General features: G+C 68.1%; 10 protein-coding genes and 2 tRNA genes. 6 read left to right on the top strand and 6 right to left on the bottom strand.

Translation table 11 applies throughout. The features are described from left to right. Nucleotides 1-374 precede the first annotated feature (374 nt). From J4557_RS47885 to J4557_RS47875, 3 genes are all read left to right on the top strand, one after another. Nucleotides 375-572, top strand: coding sequence for a hypothetical protein (locus tag J4557_RS47885; RefSeq protein WP_208274500.1), 198 nt, complete (start codon nucleotides 375-377; stop codon nucleotides 570-572). 230 nt (nucleotides 573-802) lie between these two features. Beyond that, nucleotides 803-4,969, top strand: a complete 4,167-nt coding sequence (locus J4557_RS47880; RefSeq protein WP_208274499.1) for an NACHT domain-containing protein — start codon at nucleotides 803-805, stop codon at nucleotides 4,967-4,969. Beyond that, nucleotides 4,966-5,997: an ATP-binding protein gene (locus tag J4557_RS47875; protein ID WP_208274495.1), complete on the top strand. Its 1,032-nt coding sequence runs from the start codon at nucleotides 4,966-4,968 to the stop codon at nucleotides 5,995-5,997. Before J4557_RS47880 ends, J4557_RS47875 begins: the two co-directional genes overlap by 4 nt. Nucleotides 5,998-6,033: 36 nt before the next feature. Here the strand turns inward: J4557_RS47875 and J4557_RS47870 are convergent, their stop codons facing one another. The 5 genes from J4557_RS47870 to J4557_RS47850 all read right to left on the bottom strand — a co-directional run bounded on the left by J4557_RS47870 (nucleotide 6,034) and on the right by J4557_RS47850 (nucleotide 12,852). Further along, nucleotides 6,034-7,017, bottom strand: coding sequence for a caspase family protein (locus J4557_RS47870; RefSeq protein ID WP_208274493.1), 984 nt, complete (start codon nucleotides 7,015-7,017; stop codon nucleotides 6,034-6,036). Further along, the gene (locus J4557_RS47865) at nucleotides 7,014-7,367 is read right to left on the bottom strand and encodes an effector-associated constant component EACC1 (RefSeq protein ID WP_208274487.1); all 354 of its coding nucleotides are present in this window, start codon (nucleotides 7,365-7,367) and stop codon (nucleotides 7,014-7,016) included. Before J4557_RS47865 ends, J4557_RS47870 begins: the two co-directional genes overlap by 4 nt. Before the next feature lie 1,820 nt (nucleotides 7,368-9,187). Beyond that, nucleotides 9,188-9,274 (bottom strand) — tRNA-Ser (locus tag J4557_RS47860). A 14-nt stretch (nucleotides 9,275-9,288) separates the two neighbouring features. After that, nucleotides 9,289-9,363: transfer RNA gene (locus tag J4557_RS47855), tRNA-Leu, on the bottom strand. A 15-nt stretch (nucleotides 9,364-9,378) separates the two neighbouring features. After that, nucleotides 9,379-12,852: a hypothetical protein gene (locus tag J4557_RS47850; protein WP_208274485.1), complete on the bottom strand. Its 3,474-nt coding sequence runs from the start codon at nucleotides 12,850-12,852 to the stop codon at nucleotides 9,379-9,381. A gap of 232 nt (nucleotides 12,853-13,084) precedes the next feature. Here J4557_RS47850 and J4557_RS51425 point away from each other — a divergent pair, with 232 nt between their 5' ends. Further along, entirely contained in the window at nucleotides 13,085-13,219 is a 135-nt protein-coding gene (locus tag J4557_RS51425; protein ID WP_279576451.1) for a hypothetical protein, read from the top strand. Between the two features lie 479 nt (nucleotides 13,220-13,698). On the opposite strand, the gene J4557_RS47845 is transcribed toward J4557_RS51425, so the two are convergent. Next, nucleotides 13,699-15,597 carry a helix-turn-helix domain-containing protein gene (locus tag J4557_RS47845; RefSeq protein ID WP_208274483.1) on the bottom strand — a complete coding sequence of 633 codons (1,899 nt, stop codon included), beginning with the start codon at nucleotides 15,595-15,597 and terminating at the stop codon, nucleotides 13,699-13,701. Between the two features lie 261 nt (nucleotides 15,598-15,858). On the opposite strand from J4557_RS47845, the gene J4557_RS47840 reads away from it, so the two are divergent. Both J4557_RS47840 and J4557_RS47835 read left to right on the top strand, forming a co-directional pair. Next, the gene (locus tag J4557_RS47840) at nucleotides 15,859-17,049 is read left to right on the top strand and encodes a hypothetical protein (protein WP_208274481.1); all 1,191 of its coding nucleotides are present in this window, start codon (nucleotides 15,859-15,861) and stop codon (nucleotides 17,047-17,049) included. A gap of 608 nt (nucleotides 17,050-17,657) precedes the next feature. Continuing rightward, a complete protein-coding gene (locus J4557_RS47835; protein WP_307800622.1) occupies nucleotides 17,658-20,348 on the top strand; it encodes a SpoIIE family protein phosphatase in 2,691 nt (896 codons plus the stop codon). The last annotated feature ends 1,225 nt before the right edge of the window (nucleotides 20,349-21,573 follow it).

Raw genomic sequence — 21,573 nt, 5'->3', positions numbered from 1 at the left:
GTTGGACGGAGGGTTGTGAGAGATCAACCGTCCTACCAGGGGCTCCTTGACGTTCCGGGGCAGATGCACCGACCGCGACCATCATGTGATCAACAGTCACCACACCGCTGCTGAAAAAGGCTCAGTGGATCGGCGTCCGTTCATGCCGCTGAGTGATCGCCCGATGATAGGACGCCCGGGCGGGCTTGCCCTGACTGTCGGCGTGGCATGCAGTTCTCCGGGCAGCAGGAGCTCCCGTTCAGCCACCATTCCGGATCCACCCGGTAGTGCACCGCCGCGCTCAGAGCCGAGGAGACCGACTGGGTGTAGATCGTGGAGTGGTACGACGAGCTCGTGCGCCTGGCTGGCAGCCCAATCGTCCTACTCAGAGCGCGGTGGCCGTCGGCGAGACCGACGGGCCGCGCGTCGGCCTGGCGGTCCTCGCGGAGCCGCACGACTCGCTGCGCCGCCATACCGCGGTGGCGGCCGACCTCCACGAGCGTGACGGCGACCTGGAGAGTGAGGCATGCCTGTACGCCGAGGCGGCCTGCAAGGCCTCCGGCCTCGCCGTGGTCAACTCCCCGACCTGCTAGGCACTGCAAGGCTATGCACCCGCCTACGGGCCTCTACGGACTCCGGTTAGCACTGCTCGGTCGTCATCGGGAGGCGCTCACCGCCGAGGTGGTCATGACGCGCGCGGTACGGCTCGGTGAGGAGCGCCCGTCAATTCCAGATTGCAGGTTGGAAAACGAGGATGTGTCCGGCGCTGAGCGCGTGTTAGCTGGCTTCAGGGGCCTCGGTCGGGGCGCGACATGAGCGGCTGGTGAGAACGACGGTGCTGAGGGCGTTTGCGCTGGCGGTGGTTGGGGTCAGCGGAGTGGTTCTGGCAGGTGTGATCACCAACCAAGTGCTGAGCGATAGCAGGCTCAGTTGGACCTGGGCCTATGCCGCATTCGGGGCCGCTGGCCTCATAGGCCTTCTCGTTCATCAGAGGAAGGGCGGTCCCACCGGCGCCAAGCTGGGCCGTTGGCGCCGCGTCTATCTGTGGAGTCTGCGCTCCAGCGTCGAGCGCATGGAGACGGTGGGCATCATTACGCAGAGCGAGTACATCCCGCGAATGCGGGATGTGTACGTCGACGTCCGCATGGAGGCCGCACCGCTCCACGTCGCGGCCCCCGAGTCATATGTCGGGAGGCCTGCTGAGCTCGCCAGGGAGCCGAGATCGCTGCGATCGGTCATGGACTGGGGACGTGGCCGGGTCTTCGTGGTGCTCGGCGGGCCGGGCTCGGGCAAGACGACGATGCTCCGCGTTCTCGCCCTCGCCCTGTGCGATCGGAACCGGCCGTTCTGGCGGTGGTCGCCCTTGCCGGTCTTGATCTACCTGCGCGAGCACCGGGACATGATCCTGGCCGACGAAGCGCCGGAGCTGTCCGAGGTCGCGGTCTCGGTGGGCTGGCTGGCCGGAATGGTCCCCGCCCGGTGGCTGAAGCGGCGGCTCGACCAGGGCGGCTGCCTAGTGCTGCTCGACGGGCTGGATGAGATCGCTGACGCGGCCGATCGGAGCCGGTTCGTGGTCTGGGTGAAGCAGCAGACTCGCCGGTACCCGGGCAACACCTATGTCGTGACCTCGCGGCCGCATGGGTACCTAAACAATCCGCTGCCCGACGCCGAGGTGCTGCGTCTGCGGACGTTCTCCGCCGAGCAGATCTCCCGTTACCTGCACAACTGGTACGAGGCGGTCGAGCAGCGCGCCGTCGGCCTGGAGGACGCCCGGAACTCCGCCAGGGCGGCGGCGCAAGCCGAGGATCTGGAGCTCCAGCTCAGAACACGACCCGAGCTGCTCGCCCTGGCCGCCAACCCGCTGCTGCTCACCATGATCGCGAACGTGCACCGCTACCGCGGTGCTCTGCCAGGCAGCCGCGCCGACCTCTACGCCGAGATCTGCGACGTCCTGATCCATCGCCGGCAGGAGGCCAAGGGCGTCGTGGACGTTACCGGCCTGAGAGGGGGCCAGAAGGAACGGGTCGTGCGGCACCTGGCACTGGCCATGATGACCGCGCGAGTCCGTGACGTCTCCGCGGCGGAGGCTAAGCGGATCCTCTGGGACCCGCTTCTCCAGGTCGCCTCCCATGTACATCCTGAGGACTTCCTAGAGGAAGTTCGCAGGTCTGGACTGCTTGTCGAGGTTGAGTACAGCCGATACGCCTTCGCGCACATCACCTTGCAGGAGTATCTGGCCGCCGCGCAGATCGGACAGCAACCAGGCCTGGTCGACCACCTCATCGCGAACGTGGACGACAACTGGTGGCGCGAGACGACCGTGCTCTGGGCGTCGTTCTCGGATGCCAGCCCTGTCGTGGCGGCCTGCCTTGAGGTGAAGACCGCCACGGCGCTCAGCTTGGCGGTGGAGTGCGCGGAGCAGGCGCTGGAGCTGTCGCCTGAGCTCCGGCACGCGCTGGACGCGGTCAACAACGTCGGGCTCGATCTCCCAGACCGGTCGGGCCACGGCACCACCGCGTCCATCAACGCCTTCGTGGATCGCAGTTACGGCCCGCGGGGAAGCTGGCTCGACCAGTCCGCCCGGCGGGTCGCCGGATTGCTTGCCGCCGGCCGGTCGCTCCCAGCGGAGGATGGGCTCGCAGCTGTCGTTCGCGACGTCCAGGGGCGCAGAGCCCGGCCCGGTCCAAGGCAGGCGCTCACACCGATCACGGAGGACGAACGCGTGCTTCGCCTCCTCGTGCTGGCAGCTGAGACGCGGACGCGGCGGAGCCGGTCGGCCATTGATCTCTATTTGGCGGCTCTGAGCCTGCTCAACGGCGAAGACGGGCCCGTCGGCCTGGAGGAAGTCCTGCGGCGGCTTGTCGCGGTGATCGAGGGCGTCACGCCCAAAGGCGCTGATCAGGGTTGGGCGGAAGGGCTGCGCCGCCTTGCCGCGACCGATGAGCCCGCCGTGTTCGACCTTCTGCTCGAACTCCTCGCGGAGGAAGGCGACTTGGGCGAGCTCGTGCTGTCCGCCATCTGTGACGAGCCCGGCCTTCGGGCCGCAGCCGTGGCCCATTTCTACCTTGATGGGCCCGAGAACCTCCGGAACGCCTGGTTGCGTGCCGCCAAGGAATGGTCGGAAAACCGGTGGTGGCTCGTCCACGGGCTCGGGGCTCTGGAACGGCTGACCCTTTCGAAGTCAGGCATGGCGTCGGCGCTGGAAACGCTCGCGGAGTACCGCGACCGGGCACCGGAATACTTGGGTGATGAACTGTCGAGGATCGCCAAGGTGCTGCTGTCGCTGCAGGATTTTGTAGGTGGGCGGACCTTCGATGAGAAGGAGGGCGCGCTGCGCTCCGCGCTGCGGGTCGCCGACGCGCTAGGCGAGGACATCCGCCTCGCGCCTACGACTCTGTCGGTGGAGGTCGTGGAACCGGTCCGTGCATCGCTGCACGAGCGCACGAAAGCCGCGTACCGGGAGCTGATCGAGAACAGTCCGCCCCTGCCCGAGGTGAGCGTGGCCTTGGTGCGCGCAGCGCAGGACCACTCCGTGATCGTGCAGGTGAAGGTGGCCAACGCGGAGGGCCGCGCCGCCGTAGAGGCGGCGACGGTGCTCATCGACGACGATCTTGTTGGGTTCCGCTGGACGTCATCCGACCACACGCTGCCGGCGCCGGTCCGCGGAGGGACGTCGCAGATCGTGGTGGTCCGTTTAGAACCGGCGGACTTGTACCAGGGCATCCGCAGCTTCACACTGCCGGTGACCCTCAGCTATCGCACCCGTCTCAGCAAGGCGACCGCCCTACTGACCGCCGACCTGCAGGTGCGCGTCCCCGCTTCCGGCGATTTCGCGGAAGTGCCCAACCCCTACCTGGACTGGGCGAGTGGCCGACCGGTCGACAGGCCCGACATGTTCTTCGGCAGGGACGAGCTGATCAATCGTGCCAGGGAGCGCTTCCGGAGCGCCGCCGGACCCGGTGCGGGACTGGCCATCTTCGGGCAGCGGCGGGCTGGGAAATCGTCGATCCGGCTGCAACTAGTACGCCGGCTTCGTGAGGACGGGCTGCCGGTCGCGGACATCGGCAATATCGGCGAGCTCACGCCAAGCCGCAACATGGACCCCACCAGGCTTCTCGCCCTACTCATGTGGCGCATCGTCGAGAGCGCCGACAAGGTGCTGCCGGGGGAGGCGCCCCTGCTGCCGCCTGATCTACGCCGCGCCGACTTTCTCGCGAGCCCGGACCCGGTCTTCGACTGCACCCAGATCTTCGACGGCTACCGGCGCGCTGTTCCCAGGGCCCCCTCCCTCATCGTGACCATCGACGAGTTCCAGTACCTGCAGACCTGGATCAGCCAAGGGCTCGCCCCGGCCGCCTTTCTCACCGCGTTCAAAGCGCTCGTCGAGCGGCGCCTGTTCCACCTGGTCATCGTCGGCCAGTCCGCGATCGAGCGACTCGTCCGAGATGATCCGAACGTCTTCGGCGTGTTCAGTACCGAGCGCGTCAGCCGCCTTGCCCCCGCCCCAGCCCGGCGGCTCATCGAGTGGCCGATCAGGCTGGACGGTCAGACCCGTCACCGGGAAGGGGCTGTGGCCCGGATCCTTGATCTGACCGGTGGCAACGCCTTCTTCATCCAGCGCCTGTGCGCCGATCTGGTCGAGTACATGAACGAGGAGCGCGCGCCGCTAGTGACCCAGGCCGACGTCGATCTAGTGGCACAGGACTTCATCGAACGGCTCACAGGCGCCGACTTCGACCATCTGGAATCGCACGACACGCTCGATTTCTCCAGTGCCGACCAACGGGCCGCCCTGGTGGCGATCGCGCGCGCGGGGGAACGCGGGCAGGCGACCCTGGACGCCGTCGCGCACGAGTACGGCGGGACCGGTCTGCGCGAACTCCTCCGCCACCTGGTCGCGCACGAGGTCGTCCAGCATGACGAGGGCTCGTACCGGATCGTGGTCGGCCTCTATCGCGAATGGCTGCTCAAGTACATGGGTGCATCATGACGACCGACAACCCCTACGACCGTGTCGGGCGTGTGGCCGTCGGCGATCACTTCGTCCCGCGGCCCAAGCTCGCCGGCAAGATTCAGCGCGCCTGGAGACGGCAAGGCGGGCCGCCGGGCAACCTGTCGGTGATTGGTCATCACCGGACCGGCAAGACGAGCCTCGTCCACCAAGCGGTGAGCACGTGTGAACGCACCGACCTTGTGTCCGTCATCCTCAATGTCGGCAGCCTCGGTTCGGGCCAGGAACTGTTCAAGGCGATGATCTCCGAAGTGCTGCGCGCCACCGGCTCGCCGCCGGCGCTCGAAGCCATCGGCGGTGCGGCTCTCACCGCCACGGACTGGGGCGATCTACGGCACACCGTGGAGATGTTCTTCAAGGCCCTGGCCGACCGCGAGACCTACGCCCTTATCGTGCTGGACGAGTTCGACCGGGCCGCAACGGTGTGCCAGAGCCTCGCCGAATTCCAGCTGCTCAGGGCCCTGGCCTCGGAGCCCGTCTACCCCGTCGGCCTGGTGACCATTTCCCGGCGCCGGATCATCACCATCGAGACCGACGCGGCTGGCGGATCGATCCTGGACGGCGTGATGAACATTCGGCCTTTCGTCGGCATGTTCTCTCCCGCCGAGGCCGACGTGATGCTCTCGCGCGCCGCCGCGGTCGGGGTCGACCTGCTCGGCGTCCGGGACGACGTCCTCGACCTCGCCGGACTACATCCCTATCTGCTCGAACTGCTTTGCCAGAGCATCGTCGACGTGCACGAGGAGACCGGGACGCTGGACGTGGCGCTCGCGTACGAGCAGGTACTGGGCATCTTCGACAGTCAGTTTGACCATCTGGTCCAGGTCGTCGCGCTCGACGTCGGCGAGGCTGGCTCCGAACTCCTGCGGTCGCTCGCCGCCGGCGAGGCCCCGACGCGGAACTCGCTGGAACTCAACCATTTCCGCCAGATGGGTCTCGTCACCGAGGACCGTACCCGGCCCGCCTTGTTCTCCGCCGAGTTTGCCCGCTATGTCCTGGCGCGCTGAGTCGGCTGGGCTGGCCGGCTGAGTCGGTCGGCTGAGTCAGTTGACCGACACACCGCCAGAACGAAGCCGGTGCAGGGCCGCGCGCAGCGCTCCGGCCCCCTCGCGCGCGACCTGTTCGAGCTCGGCCGCCGCTTGGAACCGCCCGGTCCGCCTGAGCCGGAGCAGCAACTCGTTCAGTGCCGCTTCGTCGTCGGCGGCCGACCGGTACAGGACGTCGAGCGCTTCTTCGTACTTCCCGCCTGCGATCAGCATCCGATAGGTGGCGACATCCTGGCACCGGGCCTGTGCGTTCCTGGCCAGCACTATTGAGGCCCCTTCGTCCATGCCCACCAGTTGCGGTTCGGGGAACCCGGCGGCTGTGAGACGGGTGTGCAGGGCCCGGAAGATGGATTCGAGATCGAGGAACTCGGAACCCTCGGGAACGCCGTCCCGGAGCAGGTCCGTCAGCGCGCCGGTGAACGCGGTCAGCTTCGCGCCCGGCAGCGCGATCGCCTGGCGGTTGGACGTGGTGGCGGTGATGACGCCGGCGCCTCCGATCCCGGCCAGAGGAGCCGCGTCGGCCCCCATGGTCCCTTCCGCAGCCAGGCCGCTCCAGCAGCAGTCGAGGATCACCGCTTTGCGGACCGCGGAGGTTAGGCGCATCTCCTTGCGCAGGAAGGAGTAGCCCAGTGCTGTATGCGCCCCGCCGGGCTCGTAGCTGTGCGGCAAGGCCAGGTACAGCTCGCGTCCGACCTGAGGGTCGGTGAGTCCATGGCCTGCGTAGTAAAAGAGCAGGGTGTCGCTCGCCGTCGCCGCGGCGGCACGCAGCCCGCCGATAATCGTCTCCGTGTCCGGCGGCTCGGCGAGGATCGTGCAGCGGTCTTCGGGCAGGCCCCAGACGTCGGGGTCGCACAGTAGTCCGGCCAGGTGCTCCAGTCCGTTCATGACCTGCGGCAACTGCCTTTCGAGGGGCATCCTCGGATAGCGTGACACGCCTACCAGCACCGCATGGGACTGGAGGGGGTCCGGCAGCGCCGTCATTCGCCGGGCCCCGCCAGATCACCGAGTGCCTCGTCGACACGTCGAAGCGTCTCCTGGACGTCGTCCCCGACCGTGATGACGATCGTCTGGCAGTGGATGGTCACATCCGGGGCCTGGCCGGTCGACTGGCGGCGTGCGAGCCGGTAGGACGCCAGCGACGTGATCAGGCCGGCCAGGCTGAAGCCGCTGCTGACCGCGAAGTTGAGCCACTCGAACCCGCCGCCCAAGGTGCCCTCGTCGATGGGAACCGGCGGGGAGAACGTCGCGCCGCGGGTCACCGCACGGTCCTCTGACAGCCAGGCGTACAGATCGGCGGCGTGATCCTCGCTGGTCGCCACGCTCAGTTCCATTGCGCTCTCCTCACCGGGCCGCCAGGGCGACCCCATGCTCGTCCCTTTCTCCGACGCAGCAGACCCGGTCCTGGTTTTCCGGTCTCCGGGCCGTCTCAGGCCACATAAGGGCTTGACCGGTCCGGGCCGAACCGGGGCGGAGCTGCGCGCGAGATTGTCGCCACCTGGACGGGCAGGAGCATCGATGCGTCGTGCTCGTGGACGTTGGGTTCGGCGCCGTACAGGTGGGCGAGGATGTCGGCCTCGTCCAGTTCGGTCGGGTTGACGGAGGGGTCGACGTCGACGGCGGCCAGGAGCGCGGCCTCCTAGGGGCCGGGCTGCTCCTGGGGCGCGGCGGGCAACGTGATGGGCCTCCCGCAGTGGGTGTCGGGGGCCGGGGCGTTCCGGCCGCCGGACACCATGCACGGCCGGGGAGGGCTAATGTTTCGGGCTGAGCGCCCGAGCAGACCAGGAGGCGCGTTCCCGCAGGTAGTCGCACCCAGTGGGGGGAAAATACCGGGGCTTGTGAGATACCTGGGCCATAAAAAGCTGACTCTGCCGCGGAACCCGTTACGCCAGAGTTGATAGGCCGGTACCGTGAGCCTGCGGCTCCTGAACGTACCTCGACTAAGGTCTCTGGGACGGCGGGCGCCGCATAAGGAAGGGCGCCCCCACCAGGTGGGGACGCCCTGCTGTTCGCCGTCGGGCGAGGTCGAGGGACTTGCTAGCGACGCTGCCCTCGACCGCCCGACCGGCTCCCTGCTACCGCGATCAGTAGCGCCGTGACCATCCCCGCAAGGAAGACCGCGACGAACTGCGCGTACCGCTCCCGGCTCTGTGCGCGCCGTAGGCGCGCGTCCTTCCGGGTCGAATCCATCCTGCTGCTCCCTTCGTAGGCTGCATGAGCAGCTACCGATCGGTGCGAGCAGCGTGGTTGTATTCGAGATCCGACCGTAGCGGGGGCTGGGGCTCCGCGTGGGAAAAATGGTTTAAGGACCGACCTTCCAATTCCACTGGAAAGCTAGATGGACTAGGCAATGCCTTCTACCTGCGGCGATGCGGCGAGCACGGCGAGGTTTCCAAGCGGGCCGGGTCGTCCTGAATTTGAAGTCGTTGACCGCACGGCATGACGATCAGTGCGGTCATGGCGAGTCAGCGGGGTACGCGCCGCAGGCAGGGAAGGCTGGCCACGGCCGGTACCGGCTATCGAGAGCCCCTTGGGGGGACGAGACGGGCGGCTTCAGCGGGGCTGCAGCTCCAGCACCACTGGTCGGGAGGGAGGGCGGAGTCCTGGTAGCGGCTCACGGCCGTGTTATACCGGTAGACGCCGCGGGCCGGCTCGTCGGGGCGCCATCCAGTAGGACGGCGGGGTCATCGGGGCGCCCTAGCCAGGTGATCAAGGTGGCGGGCCGCCAGTTGCGCCCACACCTGCGGGTGGTTGGGCTGGAGGTGGCGGACGGCGTCGGGCGGGAAGGTTTCCTCGGCGTCGAGTGGCGGATCTGGTGGGCCGTCCTCGGCTGGCTGCGTGTCTGCGGAGTCCGGTGTGCCGTGGATGAGCATCCGCCGCTCGCCGATGCCAGGCGATCGCCGCTCGGTGACCTGGTAGCCGGCGTGGATCCACGCGGCGAGGATGGCTTGGCCTGGTCCCCACCCAGGTGGCAGTTCCACCCAGACGCGCGTAGGGGTCGAACCCACACGGGCATTCACCTCAACGGTTTTCGGAACCGGCCAGCGCCATCCATCGGCTGGCCTCCTCGAACCAAAGAGTCCCGTCCCCAGGAGTCGAACCTGGCGCTACCCGCTTATCAGGCGGGCTCTGTCACCGGCTGGATCGAATGGAGCGGAGGAAGCGAAGGGGCGAACCTGCGCAGGGCGTCGCCATGGCCTCGAGATAGCAGCCCGGCACCTTACCGCTCGGTCATCCCTCCACGTCTGTCGCACGTACCGCCGAAGGGACTCGAACCCCGATCCTCCCGGACCTAAACCGGGCGCCTCTACCTGATTGGGCTACGACGGCTTGGAGTGGATGGAGCTACTGCAGTTCCTCCCAGAACCAGCGCCCAGCGGCGCTCCCATCGCGGTCACGCCCGAACCGGAATTGCTCCCTCCGGTCGCCGATATCAACAAACGCAGCGAACAAGCCGGCAGCAGGCAACCGTTCGGCCAGCACGGCGAGTTGGCCTGCTGCCCCGATCTCCCGCAACCCGTCCAAGAGGGCCGCCACGGCGTACGGGTCGTCCAGGGCGACGTGCGCGGCGGCGCGCTCGGCCAGCACGGCAACCTGCTCGTCCGCCCCCACCCACCGCAACTCCTCCAGGAGGGTAGCCACGGCGTGCGGGTTGTCCAGGGCGGCGTGTGCGGCGGCATGCCTGGCCAGCACGGTGACCTGCTCACCCGCCCCTACCCCCCGCAACCTGCCCAGGAATGCGGCCACGGCCTGCGGGTTGTCCAGGGCGATGTTCGCGGCGGCGCGCCCGGCCAGCACCGCAGCCTGCTCACCCGCCCCCATCCCCCGCAATCCGTCCAAGAGGGATGCCACGGCGTACGGGTCGTCGAGGGCGACGTGCGCGGCGGCGCGCCTGGCCAGCACGGTGACTTGCTCACCCGCCCCCAACCTCTGCAACTTGCCCAGGAGAGCGGCAACCGCGTTGGGGTTGTCGAGGGGGACGTTTGCGGCAAGGTCGCGAGCCAGCAGCGCGGCAACCTGCTCGCCCGCCCCTACCCTCTGCAACCTGCTCAGGAGGAGGGCCACGGCGTGCGGGGTGTCGAGGGCGACATGTGCGACCGCGCGCCTGGCCAGCACGGTGACCTGCTCACCCGCCCCCATTTTCCGCAACTCTTCCAGGAGTGCGACCACGGCGTGCGGGTTGTTCAGGGCGGCGTGCGCGGCGGCACGCCTGGCCAGCACGGCGACCTGCTCGCCCGTCTCCGCTGCCCGCAGCTCGCCCAGGAGGAAGACCACGGCCTGCGGGTCGTCGAGGGCGACGTGCGCGGCGGCACGCCTGGCCAGCACGGCGACCTGTTCATTCGCCCCTACCCTCCGCAACTCGGCCAGGAGCGCGGCCACAGCCTTCGGGTCGTCCAGAGCGGCGTGCGCGGCGGCACGCCTGGCCAGCACGGCGACCTGCTCGCCCGTCTCCGCTGCCCGCAGCTCGCCCAGGAGGAAGACCACGGCCTGCGGGTCGTCGAGGGCGACGTGCGCGGCGGCACGCGCGGCCAGCACCGCAGCCTGCTCGCCCGTCTCCGCTGCCCGCAGCTCGCCCAGGAGGAAGACCACGGCCTGCGGGTCGTCGAGGGCGGCGTGCGCGGCGGCACGCGCGGCCAGCACGGCGACCTGCTCGCCCGTCTCCGCTCCCCGCAGCTCGCCCAGGAGCGCGGCCACACCCTGCGGGTCGTCCAGGGCGACGTGCGCGGCGGCACGCCTGGCCAGCACGGCGACCTGCTCGCCCGTCTCCGCTGCCCGCAGCTCGCCCAGGAGGAAGACCACGGCCTGCGGGTCGTCGAGAGCGACGTGCGCGGCCGCGCGTGCGGCCAGCACGGCGACCTGTTCATTCGCCCCTCCTCCCCGCAGCTCGCCCAGGAGCGCGGCCACACCCTGCGGGTCGTCCAGGGCGACGTGCGCGGCGGCACGCCTGGCCAGCACCGCAGCCTGCTCGCCCGCCCCTACCCTCCGCAGCTCGCCCAGGAGCGCGGCCACGGCGTGCGGGTCGTCCAGGGCGACGTGCGCGGCGGCGCGCCTGGCCAGCACCGCAGCCTGCTCGCCCGCCCCTACCCTCCGCAGCTCGCCCAGGAGCGCGGCCACGGCGTGCGGGTCGTCCAGGGCGACGTGCGCGGCCGCGCGTGCGGCCAGCACGGCGACCTGTTCATTCGCCCCTACTCCCCGCAGCTCGCCCAGGAGCGCGGCCACACCCTGCGGGTCGTCCAGAGCGACGTGCGCGGCGGCGTAGCGGGCGGGAGGGAGGTCTGCCGGATGCAGTGTGTACAGGTGGGTGACCAGGCGGATAGCGGCATCAGGGTCGCCGTGTTTGGTGGCTTTCTTCCACAGTTGAGCGGCGTGGCGGTACAGGCCGCGGTCCCAGGCGGCCTCGCCGAAGGTGGCGAGGTCGGTGGGATGGGCGTGTGCGGCGGCGGCGGTCCAGAAGCTGTGCGGGGGGATCTGGTCGGCGCGTTCGGTTCGGGAGTGCTGGTCGAGGTAGTCGGCCAGCCGGTAGCCGGTGATGGTGCCCATGGTCATGCCGTCGCCTGCGGGTGTGAGGGCTGCTGCGGCGCCCGCCAGCGGTTGGGTGGCGTAGTCCAGCGCCTGCTCGAACCAGTTCGTCGGCGCCTGCGCTTGCTCGGCCGGGCTGCAGTAGCCGGGGGCTGCGGCGCGCAGGAACTCCACCGGCGGGGAGTGGACGCCGAGCCGGGCGGCGTCGGCTGCGGCGGTCAAGATCGCGCGGGCATAGGGGGTGCCGTTGCGCCACCGATTCATAAGTTGCGGGGCGGCCGCGATGCTCTGGGTCAGGCCCGAGTCACATGAGCGCAGCGCGGCCTGCAGCCACGGGTCACCGACCCCGCCCTTCGCGGTATCAGCCAGACGGCGAGCACGGTTGGTCTCGGCCGGACTGCAGCGCTCGGCCAGATGGATCCGGTGGGCGAGCTTGAGCAGCTGCCGTTCGAACCAGTACCGATCGGCCTGGTCGGCGCTATCTGCGTCGTCGTCGGTATGGTGCAGTGCCGGTGCGGGAGCGGCCAGGTAGGCGTCATGGTAAGCGGGCCACAGGGTGGCCACCATTACCGCCCCGGCCTGGATTAGCGCGTCGGCGGTGGCGGCCGTCAGCCCGTCTGCGCCGTCCAGATAGCTCTGCAGTTCGTCCAGCCAGATCACCAGTCTGCCGGGTGGCTGGTTGGCCAGCTGGTTCAGTTGCGTTGCGTTGCGCGGGTGCAGCAGCCACCACTCCGGCACCACCTGCTGAACGGCGGTCAGTAGGCAGCGGGTCTTGCCGGTGCTGGACCCGCCGACCAGCATCACCATCCCACCGCGACCGGCAGCGGTGCGCAGCCAGGGACGCAGCCCCGTGGCGGGCTCCTCGTCGATGTCGCGCGGCACGTAGGCCGGCAGAGTGTCGGGGTCGGCGCCCGGCACCTCGATCGGCACATGCACCCCCAGCGCGCGCCAGCTGGCGTCGCGGACCCGCACCGCACCGGGCACCGGCGCAGTCTGAGTCCGGGTACGTTCCCAGGCAGCCAGCCACCTTTCATGCCGATCGCGGGGCACCTCGCATGCTGCCAGGAAGGTCTCCAAGGTCTCGCGCTCACAGCGGCCCTTTGTGACCAGGTCGCCCACCGTACTGCGCGGCAGCCTGGCCACGCCGCCGCCCGCCCTCTGCAGTGCCCGAGCCGCCTCGTCCAGCTCGGCGTAGGTGCGGCTACCGCGCAGCACGTTCAGCGCCTTCCCCAACTCGGCCGCGGTCTGCACGCGCGCCGGGTCCGTGAACGCCGCACCACCGCCGCTCGTGTCCGCCACATTGCCTCCCCGATCACGGCTTCCGGGACACCCATCCGGAGTCCGCCGGACCCATGGCCCGGGACGGCACATCCGCGGTCCAGCCTGCTCGCTTGCCCCGGGCCCGCGTGGTTGTCCTCCGGATCTTTCCGGGGTTCCAGCCGGATTCGGCCGGAACCGCCAACCTTGAACCATCACATCCGAACGCGGGCCCGGCCGGCCACCCGCTCCCCACTCACACCGGGAGCACCAGATGCGCGACCACCTCAAGCGCCACCGCACGATCCTCACGCGGCTCGCCGACGCGATGGCGCCCGGCGCCATCGTCAGCGGCGCTACCGCCGGTACCACGGGCTGGCTGCTGTCTCTCCTGCTTCACCACCTGTAAGTAAGCACCATCGGGTTCGCTGTCGGTGCGTGCCGTCGGATGCACCGGCACCGGTCCAAGGTGCAAGCCAGAACGGAGGGTATTCCGCGTCACCGGTGCAGCAACCACCAGATGATCAGCGAGGTCGCCGTGGTTCCCAGTGTGGAGGCCGTACCGCGTACTGCGGCGAGCAGCCCAGCCTGCGCCAACCGACGCGCCTCCCGTCGATGACGCCTTGGCTCCTTTAGCGCGGGTCGCGCGTGCCGGTCTTGGGGAGGGGAGGGCGGGGAGCTGGCCTTCTGCGTCGCGCGGGGGCCGGGGAGCCCAAGGTGCCGGTCCATGTCGATTCTCCTGTTCCGACCTGAGGTTTCAGGTTTGTGAGGAGAGCGTGCTAGGGCCGTGTGTTCGTCTTCGAGGCCGTTCTGCGAACTTGATCTGCGTGCCTGGTCGTCGCCGCCGACTGGGCTGGCATTGCGAACGTATCTGAACACTGCGAACAGCTACTCGAGGATGACTTCTGCCGGTCCCCAACGGTCGAGGACGGCCACGGCTGGTGTCGCCAATGACGCGGCGAGTTGGTGGGCGCGTTCGTGGTGACCGGTCTGTCTGCGCTGCCAGACCAGTGCCCGCAGGGCATAGGAGTCTCCGGCCTGCGCGGCGTCAAGGGCCAGTCGTTCAGCCTCTGCGCAGCGGCCCTGTGCTTCCCGGCGCAGAGCGAGATTCCGGAGCGCTGTTGCCGGGCTTCGGTCAGGTTCCAGCTCGGCTTGTCGACGTGCCAGGCGTTCTGCTGCGGCGCGGTCCCCACCGTGTTCCATCAGCCACGACAGGTATCCGAGCCCTTCAGGGTCGTCGTAGTCTGCCGCGCGGCGAAATAGCAGCTCCGCTCGTTGGTAGTCGCCAGCACTGAAGGCTGCTCGCGCGAGCCGAAGAACATCGGGAAGCATCGCGTGTCGCGCCGCGGCCCACAGCGTCGACGGCGGGGGGATCTCGTGGCGCTCAGCGCGGCCGTACTGCTCGAGGAAGTCGGCGAGCCGGTACAGGCGGTGCTCGGTCGGCGGGTCGCCCGGCCGTGGCCGATACGGAGTCAGAGGACCGGGCAAGCGGCGATACGGCGCGGTCAACGTGTCCAGCGTGGTGGTGTACCAGTCGTCGTCGAGCTGGTCCCAATCGTGCTGCTCGATATAGCCAGCGGAAGCTTCTTCCAGCAAGGGCTCGGGCAGGTAGCGGCCGTGACCGAAACGCAGGGCGTCGATGGCCGCGTGCAGGATGGCCCGGGCCGCCGGGTCGGCGTGCTGGTATCGGCGCAGCAGCTCGGGTGCGCCGGCCAGGTATTGGGTGAGGCGTCCGCCTGCGGACCGGGCCGCCTGCTTCAGCCGGTGATCAGAATTGATGGTGGCCTGCAGTTCGGCGAGCTGCTGGTCGGTGAAACCGCGCGGCATGCTGATCTCAATCGCCCGTCCCAGTAGCGTCCGTGCTGCTCGATGACGGTCGAGGTTCTCGTCGCGGTGTCCGCGCCGGTGCCGTTCTATGGTGTTGACCGGCAGCTCGGTCAGCTTGCGCCAGTACTCCGGCCACATCGAGCCCAGCACCAGGACCGGCCCCCGGGGCGGGTCGGCCAACAGTTCCTGCAGCACGGCCGCGACCTGCTCACCGATCACGCCTGCATCCAGATAGAACTGGGTTTCGTTCAGCCAGATCACCGTCTGGGGAGCCACCAGCCCGCCACGAACTGCATCGATCAACGCTTGCGCCCGGTCAGGCGCCAGCGGATGCCAGATCCGCCAGTCTGGTAGTTCGGCACGGACCGCCTCCCAGCATGCTCGGCTCTTGCCGGTGGATGAGTCACCCACCATCACGACCATTCGGCTGCACTGCCTGGCGGCCGCGACCTCACGTCGCAACCGCTCATCGACGGCTCTCCGCGGCAGGTAGGCCGGCAGCACCGGCAGGGTGGCCGACAGGTCCGTGACTGCGACGGCTCGGTGGACCTCCAGATGCAGCGCGTGCGCATCGGTCAGCTCCCGCACCAGCGTCCCCACCAACGGCCCTCGCGGCACGGGCCCCGCCGGTTTACGGCGACCTGCCCCGCAGCCCGGCTCCGTCCTGTCCGGCTCGGCTCCTGCCAGGCGGGCCTGCCGACTAGCACCGCGCACCAGGCGGCCTCGGGCCCGCACCCACGGGCCGGGGTCCTGGCCGCAGGCGGTCACGAACGCCACCAGCGTCCCGGTCCGCGGAATCGCGGTTCGGCCGGTCAACACCGCCTGCACGGTCGCGGTGCTGAGCCCGGCGGCCTCGGCGAGCCGGTGCCGGCTCCACCCGCCCTGGTGAAACAACTCGACCAGCTGCGCTCTGAGATCCTCGCGGGAACCGATCCGGTCCGGGGCGATCGTGGTGATCACGGCCTCCCCACTATCGCGTTTCCGTCCACCCCGCACTGCAGGGCTGATCAGCGATCGGGCAGCGCACCCACCCGAGTCATCAGCATTCCGATGCTCCAAAGATCACCCGAATGGCGACTACCCTGCGCGGGATTGGCCGAGGTCGGCCAATAAGGCACCCGTGTGTGGTTTGCCACTGGGATGGTGAAACGCACTGAACAGGCGGGTCGTGGGGGAGAATGTCCGATCCCTTTGTCATGATCGGTGCCGGAGGTGGTGCGCATGGCCAAGAAGCGAACCAAAGCGTGGACGCTGGCCGGAGCGGCACGGGCTGTGCGGGACGCGCGGATCGCCACGATGCAGCACATGCAGTCCGCGCCGATCGCCCGGCACATGCAAGAGCAGCAACTCCGAAACGCGTTCGCGTTGAAGGTCGCGCACCTGCGCGGCGACAAACCCACCGCCAACGCGCTGCTGTTCGGAGGGATGGGCTACCGCGACCCCTTCCCGCCCTTCACCGACTGGGCCGCGGCCGCCGACACCGTGGTGACCGACGAAGCCCGCTACCTGGCCGAGGCCGAGCTGTACGTCCTCTCCCCGCACATGTGCGACGTCGTCATCGCCGCCGCGCAGAGCCTCACCCTGGAAGACCTGGAACTCCTCGGCGAAGAAGACCTGCCCGGGCCCACCGGCCTGGTGATGCTGCCGCGCCCGGTCCTGGTCCGCACCGCCGGCGGCAACATCGCCGACCTACGCGCGTTCACCTGGCGGGTCCCCTCCTCCATCCTCAACCCTTCCCTGGAGGACGGTTCACTGGGCTACCTCCCGGCGGTGCGGGTGTCCAGCTACAACGACACCCACGGCCCGGTCCGGCCCGACACCTTCCTGCAGCTGGCCGCCGCCGCCCGCGAGCATGGGACACCCCTGCCTCCGTTGCTGCTGGACGCGATCAAATGCGCTGGCTTCCGGTACACCGCCGCCCCCGAACAACTGCAGGTGCTCAGGGACTACCTGAAGGTCGTCAAGAAGTCCGGGGCAGCGACCCGGGCTTGGCACGCCGCGCATGGCCAGGATGAGAACCGCGTGATCGGCGAGTACACACCCGACAGTCAGCTCGACGACCCCGAGGACACCTTCCAGATCCGGTTCCTGTACGCGTTCTGGCGGCTGAGCGAGCAACGCATCACCACTCTCCAGCCTGCGCCGCTCAATCACAGTGCCCAGCTCCAAGCCGACCGCGCGGGCGTTCCCGCCGACGTCCGCGTCGTGCAACTTCGCCGCACCCAGCAGGCCGGCGAGAATACCCTTGGCGGCCGCGACTGGCAGCACCGCTGGGTCGTTCGGATGCACAAGGTCCGCCAGTGGTACCCAAGCCTGCAACAACACAAGGTGATCTACCGGGGCCCCTACATCAAAGGCCCCGCCGACAAGCCACTCCTCGGCGGCGAAACCGTCCGCGGCCTGACCCGCTAACCGCCAGCTGAATGAAAACCGAGAGCCGAAGACGGCCGAGCGAGAGTCGGGGTGCCCCGACCAGCGGTCGGCCCTGCGAGGCAACGAGCGCACTACGCCCAGGGTGCCTTGCCCAATCCGCCGGCCAGCGCTTGAGCATCCACTCCGTGAAGTCGCCGGCGCCGCAGGTTCAGGTTGACACTAGTCGAGGCGGCCGCCCTTCGATCCATCTTCCTGAACCGAAGGACTGCGCGCGGCACCCCGATCTCGACAACTCCTGAAGACTCGGCTCTCACAGTGAGCCACGTGGTGAGGTCGGCTCGCAGGAGCCGTATCGAACAACTCAGGCTCCCTCGAGTGGATCAACCACCCTGGAGGTGATCACGAGCGGCCTGGACCACGATCCAGACTCCGAACTTGACGATCTCCAGAACGCTGCGCAGGCGCCAGTACCACGAGGAACCAGCGGAGTCGTGGTCACGCTGACTCGGTTTCGGACGCATTTCACCTTCCCTAGCGATCGGACGTGGTAAGTACTAACTGTCTAATCTGGTGCTTGATTGTCCGCACCGTAACGCCACGTCCGAGCAGGTGAAGTGCGGACAACCACGGACAACACAGGGGGCTGTGTGAGCAAGCGGGGGCGCAATTGGGGGCAGCTGCTGGGGGAGTACGCCGAAGTGTGCGAGCTCGCGCAGGTTCTCCGTGACATCGCTGACGAGCGCCAGGTCACCATCCGTTACCTTGCTCAGCAGATGCCCTATGGCCATACCAAGATCTCTCAGAGCCTGAACGGGGCCAAACGCCCCGAATGGGCCTTCGTCGACGTGTTTTTGCGCGTCTGCACGGCTGGTGATCGTCAAGCCCACCTCGTGCTGCAGCAGAAGGTCCGGCCGCTCTGGGAGGCCGCCGCTCCGGAACGGGCGCGTCCGCTGGCTGAGGTCGCCGTGGCGTCACGCGAGCAGTCCATCGCGGTGGTGCCCCCCGCGGTGCAGCCGTGGGTGTCGTCCCTGCACGACGCCGCCAGCGCACAACTGGTCGCCACACAGATCAAGACATGGGTCCGCAAGCACGAGACCCTGGCTGACGGCCTCCAGCACATGCTGGGCCAGATCCGGCTTGCAATCACGGAGCTGACCACCAGGAGAGAAGAACTGTACGAGGAGGTCCGAACCGCCGTCAGCGAAGAACTGTCGGCGACACGAACCCAACTCGCCGACACCCAGCAGCGGCTCCAGGCAGCATTGCACCTGCAGGCCTCCACCGCGCAACGACTGGAACAAGTGCTGCGCCAACGCCAAGAAGGCCTCCAGCTCCTGCAGGACGCGCTCCTGCAAGCAGAACGAGCCGAAAAACGACTGGCCGACCTCGAACAGCGCGCGACCCTCACCAGTCCGCGCAGCGAGCCCGGTCCAGATGACGGCTCCACACAGCTCATGGGAGAAGTCGACCAGGCGGTCGCGGCCCAACTCCTCCACCATGCTGATGAGGTGCTCGTTGAGGGCGCCCACACTTTCGAAGTACTCCGCAACGAAGTCAAGGACACCTCGCCTGCTCAGACGACCGCACCCGCGTTGTCCGCGGACAACACCTCTGCCAGCACGGACAACAACGACATGGCCTTCCGCAGGGAACACCGCTACCGCACCCTCGCCGAAGCCGGCGGCCACATCGTCTGGGTAGCTGACCCCAACGGTGACATGGTCGAGGACGCACCTGACTGGCGCGCGATCACCGGGCAGAGCCGCGAGGATTACCTCCAACACGGGTGGATCGCCGCCGTCCACCCAGACGACCGCCGAGACCTCACCGTTCTGTGGCTCGACAGTGTCAGCAACAAGACATCCCTCAATACCAGCTTCCGCGTCCAGACCAAGAGCGGCAGCTTCCGACACTTCGAACTGACCGCAACTCCCACCCTCATCGAAGACACGGTCATCGAGTGGGTCGGCGCCAACACCGACGTCACCGGCCAGCGCGAGGCCGAGGAGATGCGCGGCCGGCTGACCGAGCAGCTGTCGGCCGCGGCGCTGCGCACCGCGCGGCTCCAGCAGGCCACCTCCATGCTCGCCGAGGCCCTGACCGTCTCGCAGGTCGCCCAGGTCATTACCGAGGCCGCGCGGTCCACCATCGGCGCCGACTACTCCGCCGTGGCCCTACTGGACGACAGCAAACGCTACCTGCTGCCTATCGAGCCGCCGACCATCGATTCACCACCCGGGGAAGGACTCACCCAACCTCACCCCCCTGCTTCCTCACGCGACCTCTCGGTCAACGACCACACCGTGATGTCGACCGCGGTCCGTCAGATGCGGCCATTTGTCGCGGAGAGTCCCAATAGCTTGCGCGACCAACTCGGCAGCGCCGAATCCGAGCCCTTCGTCCAAAACATTGAAGAAGAGCAAGCCTGGATCGGACTGCCGCTGCTGGCCGCGGGAGCACCCATCGGCGCTTTGCGGTTCTCCTTCATCCGGCCCCGAAAGATCAACGACGTGGAACTGGTCTTCCTGGAGGCCCTTGCTGGACAGTGTGCCCTGGCGGTGGAGCGCGCGCTGCTGTTCGAGCGCGAGCACCGGACCGCCGAGGCTCTCCAACGCAGCCTGCTGCCCAGCGACCTTCCCCAGCTCCCCGGGATGGTGCTGGCGGCCCGCTACAACCCCGCCACCCGCCACATTCAGGTCGGCGGCGACTGGTACGACGCGTTCCGCCTCCCTGACGAGCGGCTCGCAATCGCGGTCGGCGATGTCATGGGCAAGGGCGTGCTCGCCGTCGCCGGGATGGGACGCGTCCGCAACGCGCTACGAGCCCTGGCCCTCAACGATCCGGAACCCGCCGCGGTGCTCGCCGGCCTGGACCGGCTGTTCACCGCGACCGAGGACGACGAACAGTTCACCACCCTCGCCTACGCGGTGATCGACCCCAAGACCGGCCGTGGGGAGATCAGCAACGCAGGCTACCCGCCGCCTCTCCTGCTCGCCGCGAACTCGCCAGCACGGATCAGCGCCCGAGAACCAGGTACACCTCTCGGCTGGCCTGCCCTGCGCACTAAGATTCAATTCATTATCGAGCCTGGTCACACCATAGTGTTCTACTCCGATGGACTCGTGGAGAACCGACGACGCGGAATGGACACCGGGCTCGGCGAACTCGCCGCCGTTGCTGCCGACACCCCGCCTGATCTTGTAGAAGATCCAGAAAGAATGCTCGACTACCTTGCTGATCGGATGCTTGCCGGCTACGAGCAGACAGACGATGTGACCATGCTTGCCGTGCATGTTCCACCAGCGAGACTGGACCCTCACGGGGTTGCTGCCAATTAATCACGAAAGTTGGACGGCCTATCGACCTGCCACAAACAGGTGATCGCGGGTATCCGCGGGGGGAGATGGCCGCAGCCGGGGTACTCCGGCCACGGCCGGTAACTACGGGGTGGCCTCAAGAGCCGGGCGGTGGAGACACCCGGCGTGGACCACAACCTGGATGGAAGGCTACTGAGCGCGACGCTTGTAGCCCCGTGCGGTGTGAATAGCGGGAGATCACAATCTACTTGATCTTCCTCGAGGTGCGCTGTGTCGCGCTGAAGGGCGGCGCTTGACCTGTGGTGGCGCTGGAAGGCCATGTGCCCGGGGCATGATCGGTCGTGTTCACACCGAAGAGGTCACTGGTTCGAACCCAGTATCGCCCACAAAACCCCACCTCAGAGGCATGCTCTCACCGAGAGCATGCCTCTTTGAGCATCGTGCCTCTCTCGAAGAGGTCACATGTTGCCAGGGAGTCGTTTCCGCAGGTCGAGCGCCTGATCGCGGCTCTTTGTGGAAGTCCGTAGTGGCTCCTGGGGCAGATCCGGGGCACAGATCTTGCCCCGCTCCCAACTGTGTTCAGTAGAAACACCTTCGTCTCAGTTACGTTGCGTGAGCGTCCTCCGTCGATCACGCTGGTCGATCGGGCTTGATCGAGGGCATCGTCACTGAAGGTGCAGTGGTTGGATGGACCTGACCGAAGGGACTCTGGCCGGCAGGGCCCGCTGGTCCCCAAGGGCAGTCCCGGACATCATTGGCGCGACATGCCACGACCTCCTTCGGGTAGCTCCTTGCTCCCCGTGCGTCGCCATTGATTGGTCCGGACTCATCGGAGCGCACTCGGGTCCAGAGCCTGCGATCAAGTGAAGCGCCCCTTCGCCTCTAGAGCGGCGCTCTCGGGGCCGGTCTGTGCCACTCTGCCCGTCCGGTCGGCTCCTTGTGCCGCACGTTGTCTCCGGATACCAGCTCGTGTTGAAACCCTGAGCCAGCACGGAGAACATCCATGAGCGGCGGATGCACGTTGCCCGGTCCTGCTTCCTGTGGCAGTTGACATGGATCCTGGGGGCGCAGGCCGTTCCTTCGGGCGCGCACGCAGTGTTTCGATACATGCTTGGTGAGACAGTGAGCCTTTTTCAGCGGCAGTTCGGTGTGGGCTGATCACAGCATGATCGCGGGCGGCGTGGGCGGTGCCGGACGTCAAGAAGCCCCTGGTAGGACGGTTGGTCTCTCACAACGTCCCGTCCCC

The organism is Actinomadura nitritigenes, from assembly GCF_017573545.1.
Classification (GTDB): Bacteria; Actinomycetota; Actinomycetes; order Streptosporangiales; family Streptosporangiaceae; genus Spirillospora; species Spirillospora nitritigenes.
Note: the sequence above shows the minus strand (reverse complement) of the source record. Positions and strands in the feature narration are given on the sequence as shown.